At 39.2% G+C, this 16681-nt stretch carries 17 protein-coding genes; 5 read left to right on the forward strand and 12 right to left on the reverse strand.

The genetic code is table 11. The features are described from left to right. The 9 genes from tolA to RMB06_RS04740 all read right to left on the reverse strand — a co-directional run. Positions 1-995, reverse strand: a 995-nt coding sequence (gene tolA / locus RMB06_RS04700) for a cell envelope integrity protein TolA (protein WP_311078577.1), incomplete at its 3' end; no start/stop codon positions are given. A gap of 3 nt (positions 996-998) precedes the next feature. Then, positions 999-1451 carry a protein TolR gene (tolR, locus tag RMB06_RS04705; RefSeq protein ID WP_005067772.1) on the reverse strand — a complete coding sequence of 151 codons (453 nt, stop codon included), beginning with the start codon at positions 1449-1451 and terminating at the stop codon, positions 999-1001. Then, entirely contained in the window at positions 1451-2149 is a 699-nt protein-coding gene (tolQ, locus tag RMB06_RS04710) for a protein TolQ (protein WP_016140259.1), read from the reverse strand. Before tolQ ends, tolR begins: the two co-directional genes overlap by 1 nt. A gap of 24 nt (positions 2150-2173) precedes the next feature. Next, positions 2174-2581: a tol-pal system-associated acyl-CoA thioesterase gene (gene ybgC, locus RMB06_RS04715; protein ID WP_004699892.1), complete on the reverse strand. Its 408-nt coding sequence runs from the start codon at positions 2579-2581 to the stop codon at positions 2174-2176. A gap of 212 nt (positions 2582-2793) precedes the next feature. Then, on the reverse strand, positions 2794-4128 hold the full coding sequence (locus RMB06_RS04720) for a M20 family metallopeptidase (RefSeq protein ID WP_311078580.1): 1335 nt from the start codon (positions 4126-4128) through the stop codon (positions 2794-2796). Between the two features lie 205 nt (positions 4129-4333). Continuing rightward, on the reverse strand, positions 4334-5338 hold the full coding sequence (gene ruvB, locus RMB06_RS04725; protein WP_002052424.1) for a Holliday junction branch migration DNA helicase RuvB: 1005 nt from the start codon (positions 5336-5338) through the stop codon (positions 4334-4336). A gap of 7 nt (positions 5339-5345) precedes the next feature. Further along, complete coding sequence (gene ruvA, locus RMB06_RS04730) at positions 5346-5945, reverse strand: Holliday junction branch migration protein RuvA (protein ID WP_075383485.1); 600 nt, start codon at positions 5943-5945, stop codon at positions 5346-5348. An 8-nt stretch (positions 5946-5953) separates the two neighbouring features. Next, positions 5954-6655: a hypothetical protein gene (locus RMB06_RS04735; protein ID WP_311078581.1), complete on the reverse strand. Its 702-nt coding sequence runs from the start codon at positions 6653-6655 to the stop codon at positions 5954-5956. Next, positions 6655-7995 (reverse strand): deoxyguanosinetriphosphate triphosphohydrolase, encoded by a 1341-nt coding sequence (locus tag RMB06_RS04740; protein ID WP_233732999.1) that lies wholly within the window; start codon positions 7993-7995, stop codon positions 6655-6657. Before RMB06_RS04740 ends, RMB06_RS04735 begins: the two co-directional genes overlap by 1 nt. 309 nt (positions 7996-8304) lie before the next feature. Here RMB06_RS04740 and purL point away from each other — a divergent pair, with 309 nt between their 5' ends. The 4 genes from purL to RMB06_RS04760 all read left to right on the forward strand — a co-directional run bounded on the left by purL (position 8305) and on the right by RMB06_RS04760 (position 14133). After that, positions 8305-12138: a phosphoribosylformylglycinamidine synthase gene (gene purL / locus RMB06_RS04745; protein ID WP_311078583.1), complete on the forward strand. Its 3834-nt coding sequence runs from the start codon at positions 8305-8307 to the stop codon at positions 12136-12138. Between the two features lie 77 nt (positions 12139-12215). Next, positions 12216-13421, forward strand: coding sequence for a multidrug effflux MFS transporter (locus RMB06_RS04750; RefSeq protein ID WP_311078585.1), 1206 nt, complete (start codon positions 12216-12218; stop codon positions 13419-13421). 200 nt (positions 13422-13621) lie between these two features. Continuing rightward, a complete protein-coding gene (locus RMB06_RS04755) occupies positions 13622-13747 on the forward strand; it encodes a KGW motif small protein (protein ID WP_002118600.1) in 126 nt (41 codons plus the stop codon). A 68-nt stretch (positions 13748-13815) separates the two neighbouring features. After that, positions 13816-14133: an NIF3 1 gene (locus RMB06_RS04760; protein ID WP_002118807.1), complete on the forward strand. Its 318-nt coding sequence runs from the start codon at positions 13816-13818 to the stop codon at positions 14131-14133. On the opposite strand, the gene RMB06_RS04765 is transcribed toward RMB06_RS04760, so the two are convergent. Next, complete coding sequence (locus RMB06_RS04765; RefSeq protein WP_199983573.1) at positions 14130-14930, reverse strand: enoyl-CoA hydratase-related protein; 801 nt, start codon at positions 14928-14930, stop codon at positions 14130-14132. The genes RMB06_RS04760 and RMB06_RS04765 overlap by 4 nt on opposite strands. Positions 14931-15039: 109 nt before the next feature. Between RMB06_RS04765 and RMB06_RS04770 the strand changes: the two genes are divergently transcribed. Then, on the forward strand, positions 15040-15615 hold the full coding sequence (locus tag RMB06_RS04770; protein ID WP_311078589.1) for a nicotinate-nicotinamide nucleotide adenylyltransferase: 576 nt from the start codon (positions 15040-15042) through the stop codon (positions 15613-15615). 11 nt (positions 15616-15626) lie between these two features. Here RMB06_RS04770 and RMB06_RS04775 read toward each other — a convergent pair whose 3' ends face one another. Both RMB06_RS04775 and RMB06_RS04780 read right to left on the reverse strand, forming a co-directional pair. Further along, on the reverse strand, positions 15627-15989 hold the full coding sequence (locus RMB06_RS04775; RefSeq protein ID WP_311078590.1) for a glyoxalase superfamily protein: 363 nt from the start codon (positions 15987-15989) through the stop codon (positions 15627-15629). 11 nt (positions 15990-16000) lie between these two features. Further along, positions 16001-16570 (reverse strand): CAP domain-containing protein, encoded by a 570-nt coding sequence (locus RMB06_RS04780; protein ID WP_311078591.1) that lies wholly within the window; start codon positions 16568-16570, stop codon positions 16001-16003. Positions 16571-16681: the final 111 nt, after the last annotated feature.

Raw genomic sequence — 16681 nt, forward strand, 5'->3', positions numbered from 1 at the left:
TTAGCATCAGCCTCAGCTTTGCGTTTAGCATCGTCAGCAGCTTTTTGTTGCTTAGCTTTAGCATCAGCCTCAGCTTTACGTTTAGCATCATCAGCTTTTTGTTGCTTAGCTTTTGCATCGGCCTCAGCTTTACGCTTAGCATCATCAGCTTTTTGCTGTTTAGCTTTCGCATCGGCTTCCGCTTTACGTTTAGCATCATCAGCAGACTTTTGCTGCTTAGCTCTAGCAGCAGCTTCAGCTTTGCGTTTAGCGTCATCGGCAGCTTTTTGCTGTTTCGCTCTAGCATCTGCTTCAGCTTTACGTTTAGCATCGTCAGCAGCTTTTTGTTGCTTAGCCTTAGCCTTAGCATCAGCTTCGGCTTTTCGCTTAGCTTCTTGTTGTGCTTGAAGTTTAGCGTTTTCAGCCTTTTGAGCTTCACGTTTTAATTTTGCATCTGCTTCAGCTTTTTTACGTTTAGCGTCTTCAGCAGCTTTTTGGCTGGCTTTAGCTTCAGCATCAGCTTTTGCCGTTTGTTCGGCCTTACGCTTTTGTTCGGCTTCTGATTTTGCTTTAGCTTCAGCTTGCTGTTTTTGTATTTCCTCTTTACGTTGCTGTTCCGCTGCCTGTTTCACTTTTGCAGCTTCTTCAGCTTTACGTTTTTGCTCAGCTAACTTAGCTTGTTGTGCCTGTTCTGCTTTTTGCTGTTGGGCAGCAAGTTGTTGAGCTGTTGGAGGAGGTGGCGTAGTCGGAAGATTTTGAGGAAGCGTTTCATCCACAATAGGGGCTAATACCTCTTTTGCTTCATTGGTAGCTGTAGTCTCTTGTTCAACTTCTTTTGCTAAAGGAGGAGGTAAATCTTCTGGCTTAACTAAAATAGTTGTTAGCTTTTTTGGCTGTTCAGGTGGTTTACTCAAGCCTAAAAAAAGCAAGCCAACAATGGCAATTGCATGAACTCCGAGTGTAAAGCTCAATGCAATCGCATTTTGTTTAAAGGGCGGCTTTTGATTTTTGTTCATAGCTTATTTTAAAGGCTCTGTCAGAAGGCCAACTTGAGTTAAACCTGCTTCTTGTAAACTCGCCATCAATGATACGACTTCCCCATAAGGACGAGACTTATCACCATTGACTAAAACTGTGAGTTGTTTATTTTCTTGTTCAGCTTGTTTTTGAGCATCGCTTAAAACTTCTTCAAGCTTTTCACGAGATAATGGTTCATTATCTTTGTAATCTTCATACTGAAGATAAATATTGCCATCTTTGCCAATTGTTACCATGGCTGGCATATCTTTTGATTCGATTGGATGGTTATTTGCTTGAGGTAAATCGACCTTGATACCACTGGTAATCATAGGGGCGGTTACCATAAAAATAACCAAAAGCACGAGCATAACGTCAATATAAGGTACGACGTTCATATCACTTTTTAATGGTTTTTTTATGCGCTCAAAGCGCCCTGAACGCTGAATTGCCATTATGCATCTTCCTGTGATGAACCCACAGATTGACGTTGCAATAAAGCAATCATCTCTTCAGCAAATAAAGCGCGATCAGAATAAACACTTTCACTTTTAGCAGTGAAGTGGTTAAAAGCTAATACAGCAGGAATTGCGGCAAACAAACCAATTGCAGTTGCAATAAGTGCTTCGGCAATACCCGGTGCAACAGTTGCTAGAGTTACCTGATCAACCGCAGCTAAACCGATAAAGGCATTCATAATACCCCAAACAGTACCGAATAGACCGATGTACGGTGCTACAGAACCGATACTTGCTAAAGTACCTAAGCCGTATTCTAAATGGCTCTGATCACGACTCAAACCTACACGCAAAATACGTTCAGTGCCTTCAATTGTTTGTGAAACAGGAGCCTGACGCTTTTTGAGTTTAAAAAATTCGCTCAACCCTTGATAAAAAATATCTTCAAGCCCAGAGCGCTTTGAGTTGAGTTGGGCATTGTTATAAAGTGTATTGAGTTCAGCACCAGACCAGAACATTTTTTGGAAATGTTCATCGTCTTGATGTGCTTTTTTATAACTCATATGTAACTTGGCAATCAGATACCAACTAAAGATCGATGCTAACAATAAAATTAGCATGACCAACTGAACGACTGGACTTGCTTGTAAAATAAGGTCAGAAATATGCAGGGTTGATTCAATGTTTGTTGCCATAGGTTACATATGCCGGTTGTTTTTTTAGTCTTGTTCCAATTCTTTACGAATAAGATCACGTATTTCTTCTGGAAGACGACGAGCTACAAGTTCTTTACTTAAACATGCCAACTCAACCTCACCAGAAGCAAGCAAGATTTCACCACGATAAATATTTTGTTGCAACACAAATGACGCAGCTTTACATGAAACTACACGTGCTGTAACAGTAATTAAATCATCCATTAAAATAGGACGCATGTATTTTACGTCAATTTTGTGTACGACAAAGTTGTAGTCTTTTTGATGCCAGTAATGATCAACGCCAGAAGCACGGAGCCATTCAGTACGGGTACGTTCCATATAGCGAATATGGTTGGCATGGTAAACAATACCACCTGCGTCCGTATCTTCAATATAAACACGAATGTTGAATTCAAAATGATTCGCCATGAGAGTATTCCGTTTTAGTTCACTATAGAGCTTTATATTTAAAATATGGCTTTGAATAAAACATCAGCTCTATTCAACAGCCATACATCTGCTTTTAAATACGGGGCAGTTTAGCAGATTGCATACTAAGTCCTATGGCACAACCTTTCAATTGCGGTTGCTGTATTTCTAATCTAAAAACGCTATATCTTATGGCTAGCAAGCTTTTTAAGTTAAGAGGGCTTCCATGCTGTTTGAACTTGTTTTGATATATTCGGATAATCTAATACGAATCTTACATGTAGCTCGGTCCCAGTTTTTAAGGCCTTGTTATCTACAATAAAATAAGGGCTATGATTTGGTGCCGCCTGAGTTAAGTCTTGATTTTCTGGTGTTGCACCCAAGAAAACAAAGAATGACGGCATTAACTTGCCATAATAGGCAAAATCTTCACTTGCGCTTGCATTATGATCTAAAACATGGAGTTTTGAATCGCCAACAACTTTGGCTAGGGTTGGCTGAATAAACTGAGTGAGCGCTTTATCATTCATGGTCACTGGAGCGTAAGGAGCAATTTCAACTTTGGCGGTGACGTCATTGGCTTGAGCGTTATGCTCTATCATGGCAGGTAAACTTTTTAAGATATTTGCCCGTATCTGTTCGTTATTAGAACGAATAGTACCGATCATATTGACCTGTTCAGGAATCACATTTCCTGCCGTACCACCTTGAATGTTACCGATGCTGACAACGCCCATGCCTTGGGTGAGATCAGTTCTTCGGCTAATAAGGCTCTGTAAATTATTAATCATTTGTGCCGATGCATAAATCGGATCTCTACCTAACCAAGGGGTTGAGCCGTGAACTTGCTTACCGTTGACCTGAATACGCAAGTGATCTGCACTATTTAAAATGGCACCATCTTTATAATAAAGGTGCCCACTTTGCATACCAGATATGACATGCATTCCAAAAATAGCCTCGGGTTTATAATCTCTAAATGCGCCATCTGCGATCATTTTTCTTGAGCCGATTTGATCACCTTGCGTAAAGTTGTCTATATCTGCTCCCCCTTCTTCAGCGGGTTGAAAAACAAAGACAACGGTACCCGATATTTTATCTTTATTCGCAGCCAGAATTTTTGCTGCACCTAATAACATTGCAGTGTGTGCATCATGTCCACATGCATGCATTACGTAAGTTTCTTTTCCTTGATAAATTGCTTTTTGTTTACTCGCAAAGGGAACACCACTTTTTTCTTCCATAGGTAGCGCATCCATGTCGGCTCTAAGCGCAATAATAGGGCCGGGTTTATTCCCTTTTAAAATACCAATAACGCCTGTTTTCGCATAACCTGTTTTAACTTGAATGCCATAGGACTTTAATTCTTTTTGAACTAGTGCAGATGTTTTAAATTCCATATTGCCAAGTTCAGGATGCTCATGAATATGTTGTCTTAATTGAATCACCTGATTTTCATTTTGTTGTGCAGCATCTTTTACCCAATCTGCTAGGCTCAGCTGGCTCATTAAAGCGAGTGGAAAAATCAAAGCGGCTTTTTTGTACATATCCTTATCCTAAAAATATTATTGTTCATAAGATTTGCTATCTAGATTTCTTATAATTCAGTTTTTAAAAATATTAAAAAATCAATAAGGTATAAAGAAAGACTTAAAAGGTATAGAGTGACTAATTTATTGATAAGACAATTATTATTTTAATTGGATAGAGAGATTAAATTAAAAAAGGAAGAGAAAAATTCTCTTCCTTTGATTAGTTTTTAGGCTCAGGCGGTGTCATTCCAAACTGTAAATAAGATTGGTTGGTTGCAATCCGACCTCGTGCAGTACGCATGACATAACCTTGTTGAATTAAATAAGGTTCAATCACGTCTTCAAGCGTACCGCTGTCTTCAGCCATCGCTGCTGCAAGCGCTTCAACTCCAGCAGGGCCACCATCAAAACGCTCGAGTAGCATGCTCAAATAACGTCGGTCTAGGGTATCTAGGCCAGCTTTATCAACATTGAGCATATCAAGCGCACGCTGTGCCATTTCATGGGTCACTTCGCCTGTGCCTTTCACTTGGGCATAGTCACGAACACGTCGTAATAAACGGTTGGCGATACGAGGTGTTCCGCGTGATCGGCGTGCTACTTCTTCTGCGCCTTCAACTGTAATGGGTACATCCATTAAGTTTGCAGAGCGCGACACAATGTGAGTCAAGTCTTCTACAGAGTAAAACTCAAGACGTTGCACAATACCGAAGCGATCACGTAGTGGTGAGGTCAGTAAGCCCGCACGTGTGGTGGCAGCGACAAGTGTAAAAGGCGGTAAATCGAGTTTAATTGAACGAGCAGCAGGGCCTTCACCAATCATGATGTCAAGTTGGTAATCTTCCATCGCTGGATACAGAATTTCTTCAATCACTGGTGAAAGACGATGAATTTCATCAATAAATAAAACATCGCCTTCTTCAAGATTGGTGAGCATTGCCGCTAAATCGCCTGCACGTTCCAAGACAGGCCCTGAAGTCGATTTGAGGTTGCCACCCATTTCACGTGCAATAATATTAGCTAGTGTGGTTTTACCTAAGCCGGGCGGACCAAAAATCAGTGTGTGGTCGAGAGCTTCACCACGACCACGAGCAGCGCCAATGAAAATTTCCATTTGCTCGCGTACGACTGGTTGCCCAATATAGTCGGCAAGAGAAGTTGGTCGAATAGCCCGATCAAAATGATCTTCAGGTTTTTCTGTTCCACTGATTAGACGGTCTTGCATAAGTGTTTTACTTCATCATGGATTTGAGAGCAGCGCGAATAATATCGGCTGATTCTGTGTAATCGGCTTTAACCGCTGCAACAGCTTTTTGTGCTTCAAGTGGCTTATAACCTAAAGATTGCAACGCAGCTTCTGCTTCTGCGACAGGAGAGTTTGCAGCAAATTGAATTTGAGGTATGGTCGCCGCAGTTGAAGTGCCTTGAGCTAATGTTTTGAAACGGTCACGAAGTTCGATCATTAAACGTTCAGCCGTTTTTTTGCCTACACCTGGAACTTTGACCAGCGTATTTATATCATCATGTTCAATGGTGTGAACCAATAACTCAACGCTTAGTGTCGATAAAATACCCAATGCCATTTTCGGACCAACACCGTTTACTTTTAATAAGGTACGGAAAATTGTTTTTTCTTGAGCATCGCTAAAACCGTAGAGCTGCTGTGCATCTTCACGAACAACCAAATGCGTCCATAGCGTAACTTTCTGGCCCTTTTGTAATTGGCAAAATGTTGAAAGTGGCGTATCAATTTCATAACCCACACCGTTTACATTTAGTAAGACAGTAGGGGCTTCTAAGGCAAACACTTCGCCAATTAAACATCCGATCATTGAATCTTTCACTTATTTGTTAATGGTTGAATAGTAGATGCCATTTGTTCTAAACGCAAAATGGCTTTTAAAATTTCTTTTCGATTTCGTGTGGATTTTATCCATGCTGGTAAGCGTGAAAAATAACTACGATTATAATTTGGAAATTTACGTTCTCTTAGATCGGCTTGAATAAATTTTTTTAATATTTCTAAATGAGTGGGGTTGTAAACACAAATTTGTCCTTGTCGAACGGCTATATTTAAAAACAATCGATATGCATAATAGGGATCAAAGCCAACTTTAGAGTAACTGATTTTTCTTAAAGTATAGGTAGAGTCATCAAACCTATTTTCTCGTAAGCAGAAATTACAGCTTATAACTATTTCTCTTGGAATAAGTGATTTACGGGCATATTGCCTAAGATATTTGTATTTTCCTTCCTTACATATTATACATTTCGCATTTATTTTGACTTCACATGCACCACTCCATTCAGCCATATTTTCATTTAAATTAAAGTAATAACTCATGTAGTCATAAGTTTGGATGTGAATATGCTGTAAGGTTTTACGATATGTACAATGAGTACAAAAGACCCTTACAGTTTCCAATTCCCGCTCCTTTATCTCGATAATTTTTGCGAGCTTTTGACATTTTGGGCAATGCACCCAAATTTCGGGTTTGAGAAGAGATAAACCACTTATTCCTTCATCAATAAATCGATTCATTAAAACAAACCTATTTTATTGCCTTGTAACTCTTGCGCCAAGCTATAAGCCTGATGATCTGAGAACTTACTGATAATATCGAGGACTTGCATGATATTGCTGTAGTGATTATTGCTAAAGTTAGCGCCGTATAGGTTAAGGATAGACATTAAACGTTGTTCTTTAAAGCTTAAAGATTTATGCGGCGTTGTGAGTGGTACAAATGCATCCAAAATCGTTTGTAAACTCTGATGTGCAATAATTTCTAAACCCGACTTTTGTGGGTGCTCAAAAATTTTATCACGTGCCAGATTTTTGGCAGTTTCGATACCAATCGCAATATCTGGCGAACAATATTGCAAAAGATTGCCTTTAAGCTGACCTGTAATGATTTCATAGTGATTTTTAGCAAAAGCCGTAGTGACTTCATCAACAAGACGTTTCATGACTCGACCACGTAATGCTGAGATCTTTTGTTGCCATGTACTGTTTGGATGAGACAACTCTTCAGGTTGACCATAGTCGGCAATAAGATTTAGGAATATTGGTTCAACTTCTTGGTAACTCAGCATATTTAAGATAATGCCATCTTCTAAGTCAATTAAGGCATAGCAAATGTCATCCGCAGCTTCTAACAAATAAGTGAGTGGGTGACGGCAATAATGATATTCGCCTAACTGAATAAGGCCGAGCTGTTCAGCAATCTGTTTTAAAATTTCTTTTTCAGATTGATAACAACCAAACTTTGCTCGTTGATGAGAAGGGCGATCACCTTGTGATGCAATGGTTTTTGAAAGCCATGGATACTTTAAATAAGCACCTAATGTTGCATAGGTTAAGCGCATACCGCCATCATTTGGATGATAGTCAATGCGACTTAATAAACGTAATCCTTGAGCATTACCTTCAAACTGACGAACATCAGCTTCTTCTTCGGGGCTTAGTTTTTTCAAAAAATCATCATGTGAAGCATCATCGAACCATTCGCGAATTGCGTATTCACCCGCATGTCCGAAAGGGGGATTACCTATATCGTGGGCCAGACAAGCTGCCTGAATAATTGCCCCGACATCGGCAGGTGAAATCCAAACGGGTAATTCGTCTTTTATTTTTTCTGCGGCAAGCATGCCCATTGAGCGACCAATGCAGGAAACCTCAAGGGAGTGAGTTAAGCGGGTATGAATGCCATCATGCTGTGCTAGAGGGTGAACTTGCGTCTTACGGTTTAACTGACGAAAACTTTGAGAAAATATAATGCGGTCATAATCTTTATGGAATGGGCTACGAGCCAGTTCTGTACTACTTTTTTTGCTACCTAAACGAACTGCAGACAGCAGTTCTAACCAACGCATTTGTTCCATTTATCATTATTCAAAACTATAAAACCTGATCATGCCAAAAAAAACTTAAAAGCACTAGCTTGGTGCGACATAGTTTGTCTTAGTTCGGGTTTTATTATGTTATTGAATAAACATGCAACAATTTATTTTTAGCAAGAATGACTAAAAAAATGATTTTGAACAAAAAACAAATCACTTCTTGCAGAATTAGGTTACAGAATACTGATTCTACATCTAGCTGATTTTAGCAAGAAGCAGTAGAATATGCGCTCTCTCTAAAGTCACATTGCGGTAAGGTTCACAAGACCTGCCCGTGGAGCCAAAATCAACATGTTTATCGTGGCCGGTGCAGCAGCACATTCTTCTTTTAAGAAAGCTCAACTATTAACACGTTTATCGTCAATTAGTTCTGTTCAATCTTTTGACAGCCAATGGGTCTATTTGTTTGATCAAGCGCTCAACGAGCAGCAACATCAATCTGCTTTGCAATTATTGAATGACGGTGAGTCTTTTGAACTTCGTCAATCTGCAAGTGATGAGATTCAGATTTTAGTTACACCACGTGTGGGTACTATTTCACCTTGGTCTTCTAAAGCAACTGATATTTTCAAAAACTGTAATACACCAGTACACCGTTTAGAACGTGGTCTTTTATTCACGTTAAAGGGTGTTACTGAAATTACTCATGAAGTTAAACAAGTACTTCATGACCGTATGACAGAAACAGTTTTTGCTCAAATTGAAGATGCAAAAGCATTATTTTCAGAAACAGCTCCAAAACCATTAAATTCAATTGATATCTTGGGCCAAGGCAAAGAAGCTTTGGTTAAAGCGAACAATGAGTTCGGTTTTGCGTTATCTGAACAAGAAATTGATTATTTAACAGAAGCATTCGGTAAGCTTGGTCGTAATCCAAATGATATCGAATTGATGATGTTTGCACAGGCGAACTCTGAACACTGTCGTCATAAAATCTTCGGTTCTGAATGGACAATTGATGGTGAAAAACAACCATTATCATTGTTCCAGATGATTAAAAACACTTACAAAGAATCACCAACTGACGTTTTATCTGCATACAAAGATAATGCTTCTGTAATTGTGGGTTATGACACGATGCGTTTTTATCCAAAAGCGGATGAAAATGGTCACTTTGTTTATAAATATAAGAGCCAAGCAGCTCATATTTTAATGAAGGTTGAAACTCATAACCACCCAACAGCAATTTCTCCATTTGCTGGTGCTGCAACTGGTTCAGGCGGTGAAATCCGTGATGAAGGTGCAACTGGTCGTGGTGGTAAACCAAAAGCTGGTTTAACGGGCTTTACAGTTTCTAACTTAAATATTCCTGGTTTTGAACAACCGTGGGAAGAAAACTACGGTAAACCTTCACGTATGGCATCGCCATTACAAATCATGATTGAAGGTCCATTAGGTGGCGCGGCATTTAACAACGAATTCGGTCGTCCTGCATTAAATGGTTATTTCCGTACTTTCGAACAAAATGTAAATGGTGAAGTGAAGGGCTTCCATAAGCCAATCATGATCGCTGGTGGTTACGGTAACATTCGTCCTGACCATGTAGAAAAAGATGCGATTCAACCAGGTGACTTGCTCATTGTATTGGGTGGCCCTGCAATGTTAATCGGTCTTGGCGGCGGTGCAGCATCTTCTGTAGACAGCGGTACAATGGGTGAAAGCCTTGATTTCGCTTCTGTACAACGTGAAAACCCAGAAATGGAACGCCGTTGTCAAGAAGTGATCGATACATGCTGGCGCTTAGAAGACTTCAACCCAATCGTTTCTGTACACGACGTTGGTGCGGGTGGTCTATCAAATGCTATGCCTGAACTTGTGAATGACCATGAGTTGGGTGCAGTTCTTAACCTTCGTAAGATTCCTTCATTAGAACCGGGCATGAGCCCAATGGAAATCTGGTCAAATGAAGCACAAGAGCGTTATGTTCTTGCAATTCGTCCAGAGTCTTTAGAACAGTTCGAATCAATCTGTGCTCGTGAACGTTGTCCATTTGCCGTGTTAGGTGAAGCAACTGAAGCTCGTCATTTAACTGTTGAAGATCCATTGTTCCAGAACAATGCAGTTGATATCCCAATGCAAGTAATGCTTGGTGGTACACCGCGCATGCAACGTTCTTATGAAACAATTGAGCGTAAAGGTAACGAGTTTGACGCTTCAAAAGTTGATTTGAAAGATGCGATTTTCCGTGTATTGAAAAATCCTACAGTTGCTTCTAAATCATTCTTGATCACCATTGGTGACCGCTCAATTACAGGTATGGTTGCACGTGATCAAATGGTTGGTCGTTGGCAGATTCCTGTTGCGGATGCAGCAGTAACGACGACAAGCTTACAAGGCTTCACTGGTGAAGCAATGGCGATGGGTGAACGTCCGCCAGTAGCATTGTTAAATCCAGCAGCATCTGCTCGTTTGGCAGTTGCTGAAGCAATTACTAATATTGCATGTGCAAACATTGAACAAATTAGCGATATCAAACTTTCTGCAAACTGGATGGCTGCTGCTGGTCAAAAAGGTGAAGACCAAGCATTGTTTGAAGGTGTGAAAGCGATTGGTATGGAAATGTGTCCTGCTTTAGGAATTGCGATTCCTGTAGGTAAAGACTCGCTTTCAATGCGTACTACTTGGAACGAAAACGGTGAAGACAAAGCTGTAACATCTCCAATGACAGGTGTAATTACTGCATTTGCTCCAGTAACAGATGTTCGTAAAACTTTAACACCTGAACTTAAGAATTTAGAAGATTCAGTACTTGTACGTATTGATTTGTCTAAAGGCCAGTTCCGTTTAGGTGGTTCGATTCTTGCGCAAGTATATAAAGCAATCGGTTCAATCACTCCAGACGTTGATAGTTTTGATGATTTCAAAGCGTTCTTTGCTTTAATTCAAGATTGGAACAACCGTGGCTTGATTCAAGCTTACCATGACATCGGTGATGGTGGTTTACTCGCAACTGTTGCTGAAATGATGTTCGCTGCACGTTTAGGTGTTGCATTAGAAGACCAAACTCCAGCAAGTTTATTTGCTGAAGAAATTGGTGCAGTTCTTCAAATTAAGGCAACTGATTGGAACGCTTTACAAGCAGAAGTTGCTGCATCTAGCTTGAAAGATGCAATTGCTGTAGTTGGTCGTGTAAACAACACAGATCAATTATCTGTAAATGGTTTGACTTTAGAGCGTGCAGAATTGCAACAAGCTTGGTCTGAGGTATCTCATCAGATCCAACGTTTACGTGATAACGTAGAAACTGCTGACCAAGAATTTGCTTTAATTGCAGATAAATCACATCAAGGCTTAATTGCTAAACCAACATTTGACTTGAATGAACCTATTGAAGCACCGTTCATTAACACACGTCGTCCTAATATGGCGATCTTGCGTGAGCAAGGTGTAAACGGTCATATTGAAATGGCAGCAGCCTTTGATAAGGTTGGTTTCAATACCGTTGACGTGCACATGAGTGATTTACTTGCTGGTCGCGTTAGTCTAAGTGATTTTGAAGGTTTAGTAACTTGTGGTGGTTTCTCTTACGGTGACGTAATGGGTGCTGGTGGTGGTTGGGCAAAATCTGTATTGTTCAATGCGAAATTACGTGATCAGTTTGAACAGTTCTTCCATCGTGAAGATACGTTCAGCTTAGGTATCTGTAATGGTTGCCAAATGTTGTCACAATTAGCGCCACTTATTCCAGGTGCTGAACATTGGCCACGTTTCCACCGCAATATGTCAGAGGTTTTTGAAGCTCGTAGTGTAAACGTTCGTGTTGAAAAATCTGTTTCTGTATTGCTTAATGGAATGGAAGGTTCGATTTTACCGATTGCTGTAGCACACGGTGAAGGTCGTGCAGTTGCGAGTGAAGCTGATATTGCAGGCTTGAATGCAGCTAACCAAGTGGCTTTGCGTTATGTTGATAGCCATGGTAACCCGACTCAACATTATCCATTGAACCCGAATGGTTCGCCGGAAGCGATTACTGGTGTAACATCTAAAGATGGTCGTGCAACGATCATGATGCCGCACCCAGAGCGTACATTCCGTGCAATTCAACACTCTTGGAGTCCAGAAGAATGGACTGAAGATGGTGCATGGTTACGTATGTTCCGTAATGCACGTAAGTTTATCGGTTAATATAAAAGTTGAAATAAGCCACCGTAAGGTGGCTTATTTGTATGTAGTACGATATTAATAAATAGCAGAGAAGAAAAATGAAATCAAAAATCCATTTCCATGAATTTGCATTACTAATGGCATTGCTCATGTCTATTGTTTCTTTTTCAATAGATGCAGTCCTACCTGCTTTGGGCGAAATCGGACGAGTTTTTGATTTAAAAAATAATAATCAGACACAGTGGGTCATTATCGGTATTTTTTCTGGTATGACGATTGGTCAATTGATTGCTGGCCCTCTATCCGATGCGATTGGCCGTAAACGTATTTTATTCACAGGAATTGTTATTTACTTTCTTGGAAGTTTGTTGTGCTTTACCACACAAAGTTTTGAATGGTTTTTAGTTGGACGTTTTATTCAAGGGGTTGGTGTATCAGGTCCTTACGTGGCTTCTATTTCAATTGTTAGGGATAAATACAGTGGGGCTCAAATGGCCCGCATCATGTCTTTAATTATGATGGTGTTTATGGTTGCCCCAGCAATTGCACCAAGTTTGGGACAGCTCATTATCCATTTCTTTGGTTGGCGTGAGATCTTTGTTTTATATATGGTCTATGCCACAGTTGTGGGGGCATGGGTTGCTTTACGTTTGGAAGAGACGTTGCTTTCCGAAAATCGTTTACCTATGCGTCTACAAGCATTTCGGGAAGGTTTTAAAGAAGTTGTAAGTAATAAAACCACCATGAGCTATTTGCTATGTGCAGGTTTTTGCTTTGGTGGATTCATTGGTTACTTAGGTACTTCTCAGCAAATTTTTATGCAGCAGTTTGGGAAAACAGGGCAAGAGTTTAGTGCTTATTTTGCTGTGCTTGCAGGTGTAATGGGAGTCGCTTCATTTACAAACTCTAAAATTGTTATGAAGTTTGGTATGCGTCCAATCTGTATTTATGGCTTTCTAGGTTTGTGCTTAATTTCTTTAGTTTTCTTAGGAATTCAACTTTTAGGTGTGGCTGTTTCATTCTGGATGTTTATGCTTTATGCCTGCATTTTATTTTTATTATTTGGAACTTTATTTGGAAATTTAAACGCAATTGCAATGGAACCGATGGGACATGTTGCTGGTATGGCATCGGCCATTATTGGTGCAGCATCTTCTGTTTTGTCACTTATTCTTGCATCTATTATTGGGCAATTATATGACGGTACATTAATACCAATGACTGGCGGCTTCGTCATTTTATGTGGTTTAGCATTTATGATGACAATATATGAGAACAGATATTTAAAGAAATCGAATGCTTAAAATTATAAAGATGCAGCTAGCACACTGAAATTTAAAATTTTGTTCAGAATAAGAGCTACATAAAAATGAGTGTAGCTCTTTTAAGCATTTTAGAAAAATTATAAGCCTATAGACATTCGGCTATTTAACACTTTATAGTTTGTTTAAAATTGGATCAATTTTTGCTTTCTCTGTAACAACGATAAAAATCGGAGATCAAAATGATGAAAAATAAGTATCACATAAGAACAATGTATACCAAAGATAAGGGCTGGCGCTTGTTTGGCTTGGCGCTTGCCATTCAAATCCTCTTTATTGGAGCAAATTATTTGGTAATGATGAGCTGACTTTGATTTAGAAGCTTTTTTAACGGTATGATTTAAAGCAAGTTTACTAGTTTTGAGTCATTCTACTTATGTTAAAGCTGATTTATTACGTGCCTGATTCACATCTTGAGTCGACTAAACAAGCTATTTTTTCTGCTGGTGCGGGTGGTATCGGTAATTACGAACACTGCGCATGGCAAGTGAAAGGAATAGGGCAATTTAAACCCGTCAAAGGTGCAGATCCTTATATCGGAGAGCTGGGTGAACTTGAACAAGTTGATGAGTGGCGCGTTGAAACAATTGTAATTGAAGCAAATGCAAAGGCTGTAGCAAAAGCATTAAAGGCAAGCCATCCTTATGAAGAGCCCGCCTTTGAGTTTATTCAAATCATAGAAATTGATTTTTAATTAAACTGCGAGAAATCTGGTTTACGTTTCTGCATAAATGCTTGTACAGCTTCTAGCATTTCTGGAGATTGAACGCGTTGCATAAAGATTTCAGCTTCATGGTCAATACATTCAATAATTTGATTTAAATCATGTTTCATCAATGCTTTGGTTTGTTTTAATGAAGCAAGTGGTAAAGCTGCTAAATGTTGAGCGGTTGCCTGAGCAGATGCATAAGCATCTTCAACAACTTCATTCACTAAGCTTGCTTGTACTGCGGTTTCTGCATTAAATTTTTTCGCAGTAAATAGAAGTTCAGCTGCTTTGTGATAACCCGCTTGTTTAACCAATAGTTGGCTTGCACCGCCTTCTGGAGAAAGGCCAAGACTTACAAATGGAATTTGGAAAAGGGCGGTATTGTCAGCAAAAACTAAATCTGCATGTAATAAAATCGTAACACCAATACCAATAGCCACACCTTTTACTGCAATAATAAGCGGCTTCGATAATCTAGCAGCAGATTTAAGGAGTACAAACGGAGGAACTTGACCTGCTGGGCCTAGATTAGGATTTTGTACAAAACCCATAAAATCTTTCATGTCATTACCAGCGGTAAAATCTTGCTCTACACCACGTAGAACGATTACTCGTACATCTTTGTCTTGGTCAGCTTCATCAAGTGCTTTGGCAATCCATAAGTAAAGCTCGCCATACAGTGCATTTTTTGCTTCTGGACGATTTATGGCTAAGGTGAGTACGCCACCTTCTAAATTTGCGTGTAAATGTTGATGAGGTTGTTGAATACAGCTAAGTGTCATCGTACTATCCTTGCTTTAAACCACGTTGTTAATTTTTAGGTTCTCATTATGGCGCATATTTTTTGTAATGCGGTTAACTGGTGAGTTCATAAAAAGTGAAAATCTAATTATGTATAAATTTGACTATCTCGTTTTTATAGGTCGTTTTCAACCATTTCATTTAGCTCATATGCAGACAATTGAAATTGCCTTACAACAAAGCCACTATGTCGTTTTGGCATTAGGTTCTGCTCAAATGGAACGTAATATTAAAAATCCGTTCTTAGCAGTAGAGCGCGAGCAAATGATCTTGTCAAATTTCTCGTTAGAAGAGCAAAAACGCATTTGTTTTGTACATGTAGTAGATGTTTATAATGACGAAAAATGGGTAAAACAAGTCAAATCTTTAGTGAATGGCGTAATTGAACCGAACTCAAAAGTTGGTTTGATTGGACACTTTAAGGATGAGTCTTCATATTATTTACGACTATTTCCTGAGTGGATTATGGTTGAACTTGATAGTTTAAAAGACTCTATCTCGGCAACACCAATGCGTGAAGCTTATTATCGTGGTGAAATCCAGACCGAATTTTTCCCTGTAGGAACTATTCAATTTTTAGATGAATTTAAAAAAACACGCACTTATCAACAGTTGCAACAACGCTTTGAAGAAGATGATCGCTCTAATTTAGATGATTTTGAGTAAGTGCATATAAATTAAGCATCTGCCCAAAAGATAATTCGGTTTGAAAAAGGATCGGTGATGCTGAGTTCAAGTGTCTCCCAATCTGTTTTTTCAACCTGAGGCTTAGAAAATTTATAATCTTTTTTGCTTAGTTCACTATGCAACTCATAAATATGTTCCCAATAAATACGGATCGCACTATGAGGACTCGCATCTCCAAAATGCTCGGATAAATGAATAATGCAATCATCTTTAGAAATTTGTAAATATAACGGAAAGTTGTCTTCAAATTGGTGTTGCCAATCAAGCTGAAAACCTAAGAACTCAAAATAAAATGATTGAGCTAACTCGACATCAAAAATTCTTAAAATAGGGGTGATCGAACCTGATTGCATCTTTTTTCCTTTTAACGTGTACCAAATTGTTGAGTCCAATAGCTCTTTTGTTTTACAGATTGATCAGAAGCACAAGCAATTGCGTAAGTTGTAAATTTAGGGTTCATTAGGTTACTACAATGTAGGGGACTCGACAGCCATCTAGACATCACTTCATCTAATGTTTTCTGTCCACTTGCGACATTTTCACCATTGGCTTTACCGAGTGTATTATAAATTTTCAAACGTGATTTTAAATCTAGTCCCGTGGAGCCAACATGTCCGAGAAAGTTGTGTGTTGCCATATCTTCACTATGAGAAAGTGCACCTTTATATAAATTATTACTCCAACTTAATGGTCTGGTTGCAGCGAAATATTGTTGTCCACATTGGCGTGATTGCTGGCGAATCTGATTAATTATTTTAAGTACGGTTTGTTGATGGGTAGGGTTTTGTAAATCTTGGCAACTTATTTTTATAGGTGGAGTTTCAACTTGTGTGGTAGATGGTGTAATTGAGGGCGGCATACTGGATGAACTAACGGAGCAAGCAGAGATAACAAGACCACTAGACAGTAAATTACAAACTTTGAGCAGACTCATGTAAATACCTTAGCGTGAATTATTCTAATGTCTTTATCATACGCCAAAGTAAAGGAGTAAGTAATTTGTTCATATACAAAAAACGAGCATCATGCCCGCTTTTTGTTTCTT

This window comes from Acinetobacter sp. V104_13, assembly GCF_031798995.1.
Taxonomy (GTDB): domain Bacteria; phylum Pseudomonadota; class Gammaproteobacteria; order Pseudomonadales; family Moraxellaceae; genus Acinetobacter; species Acinetobacter pittii.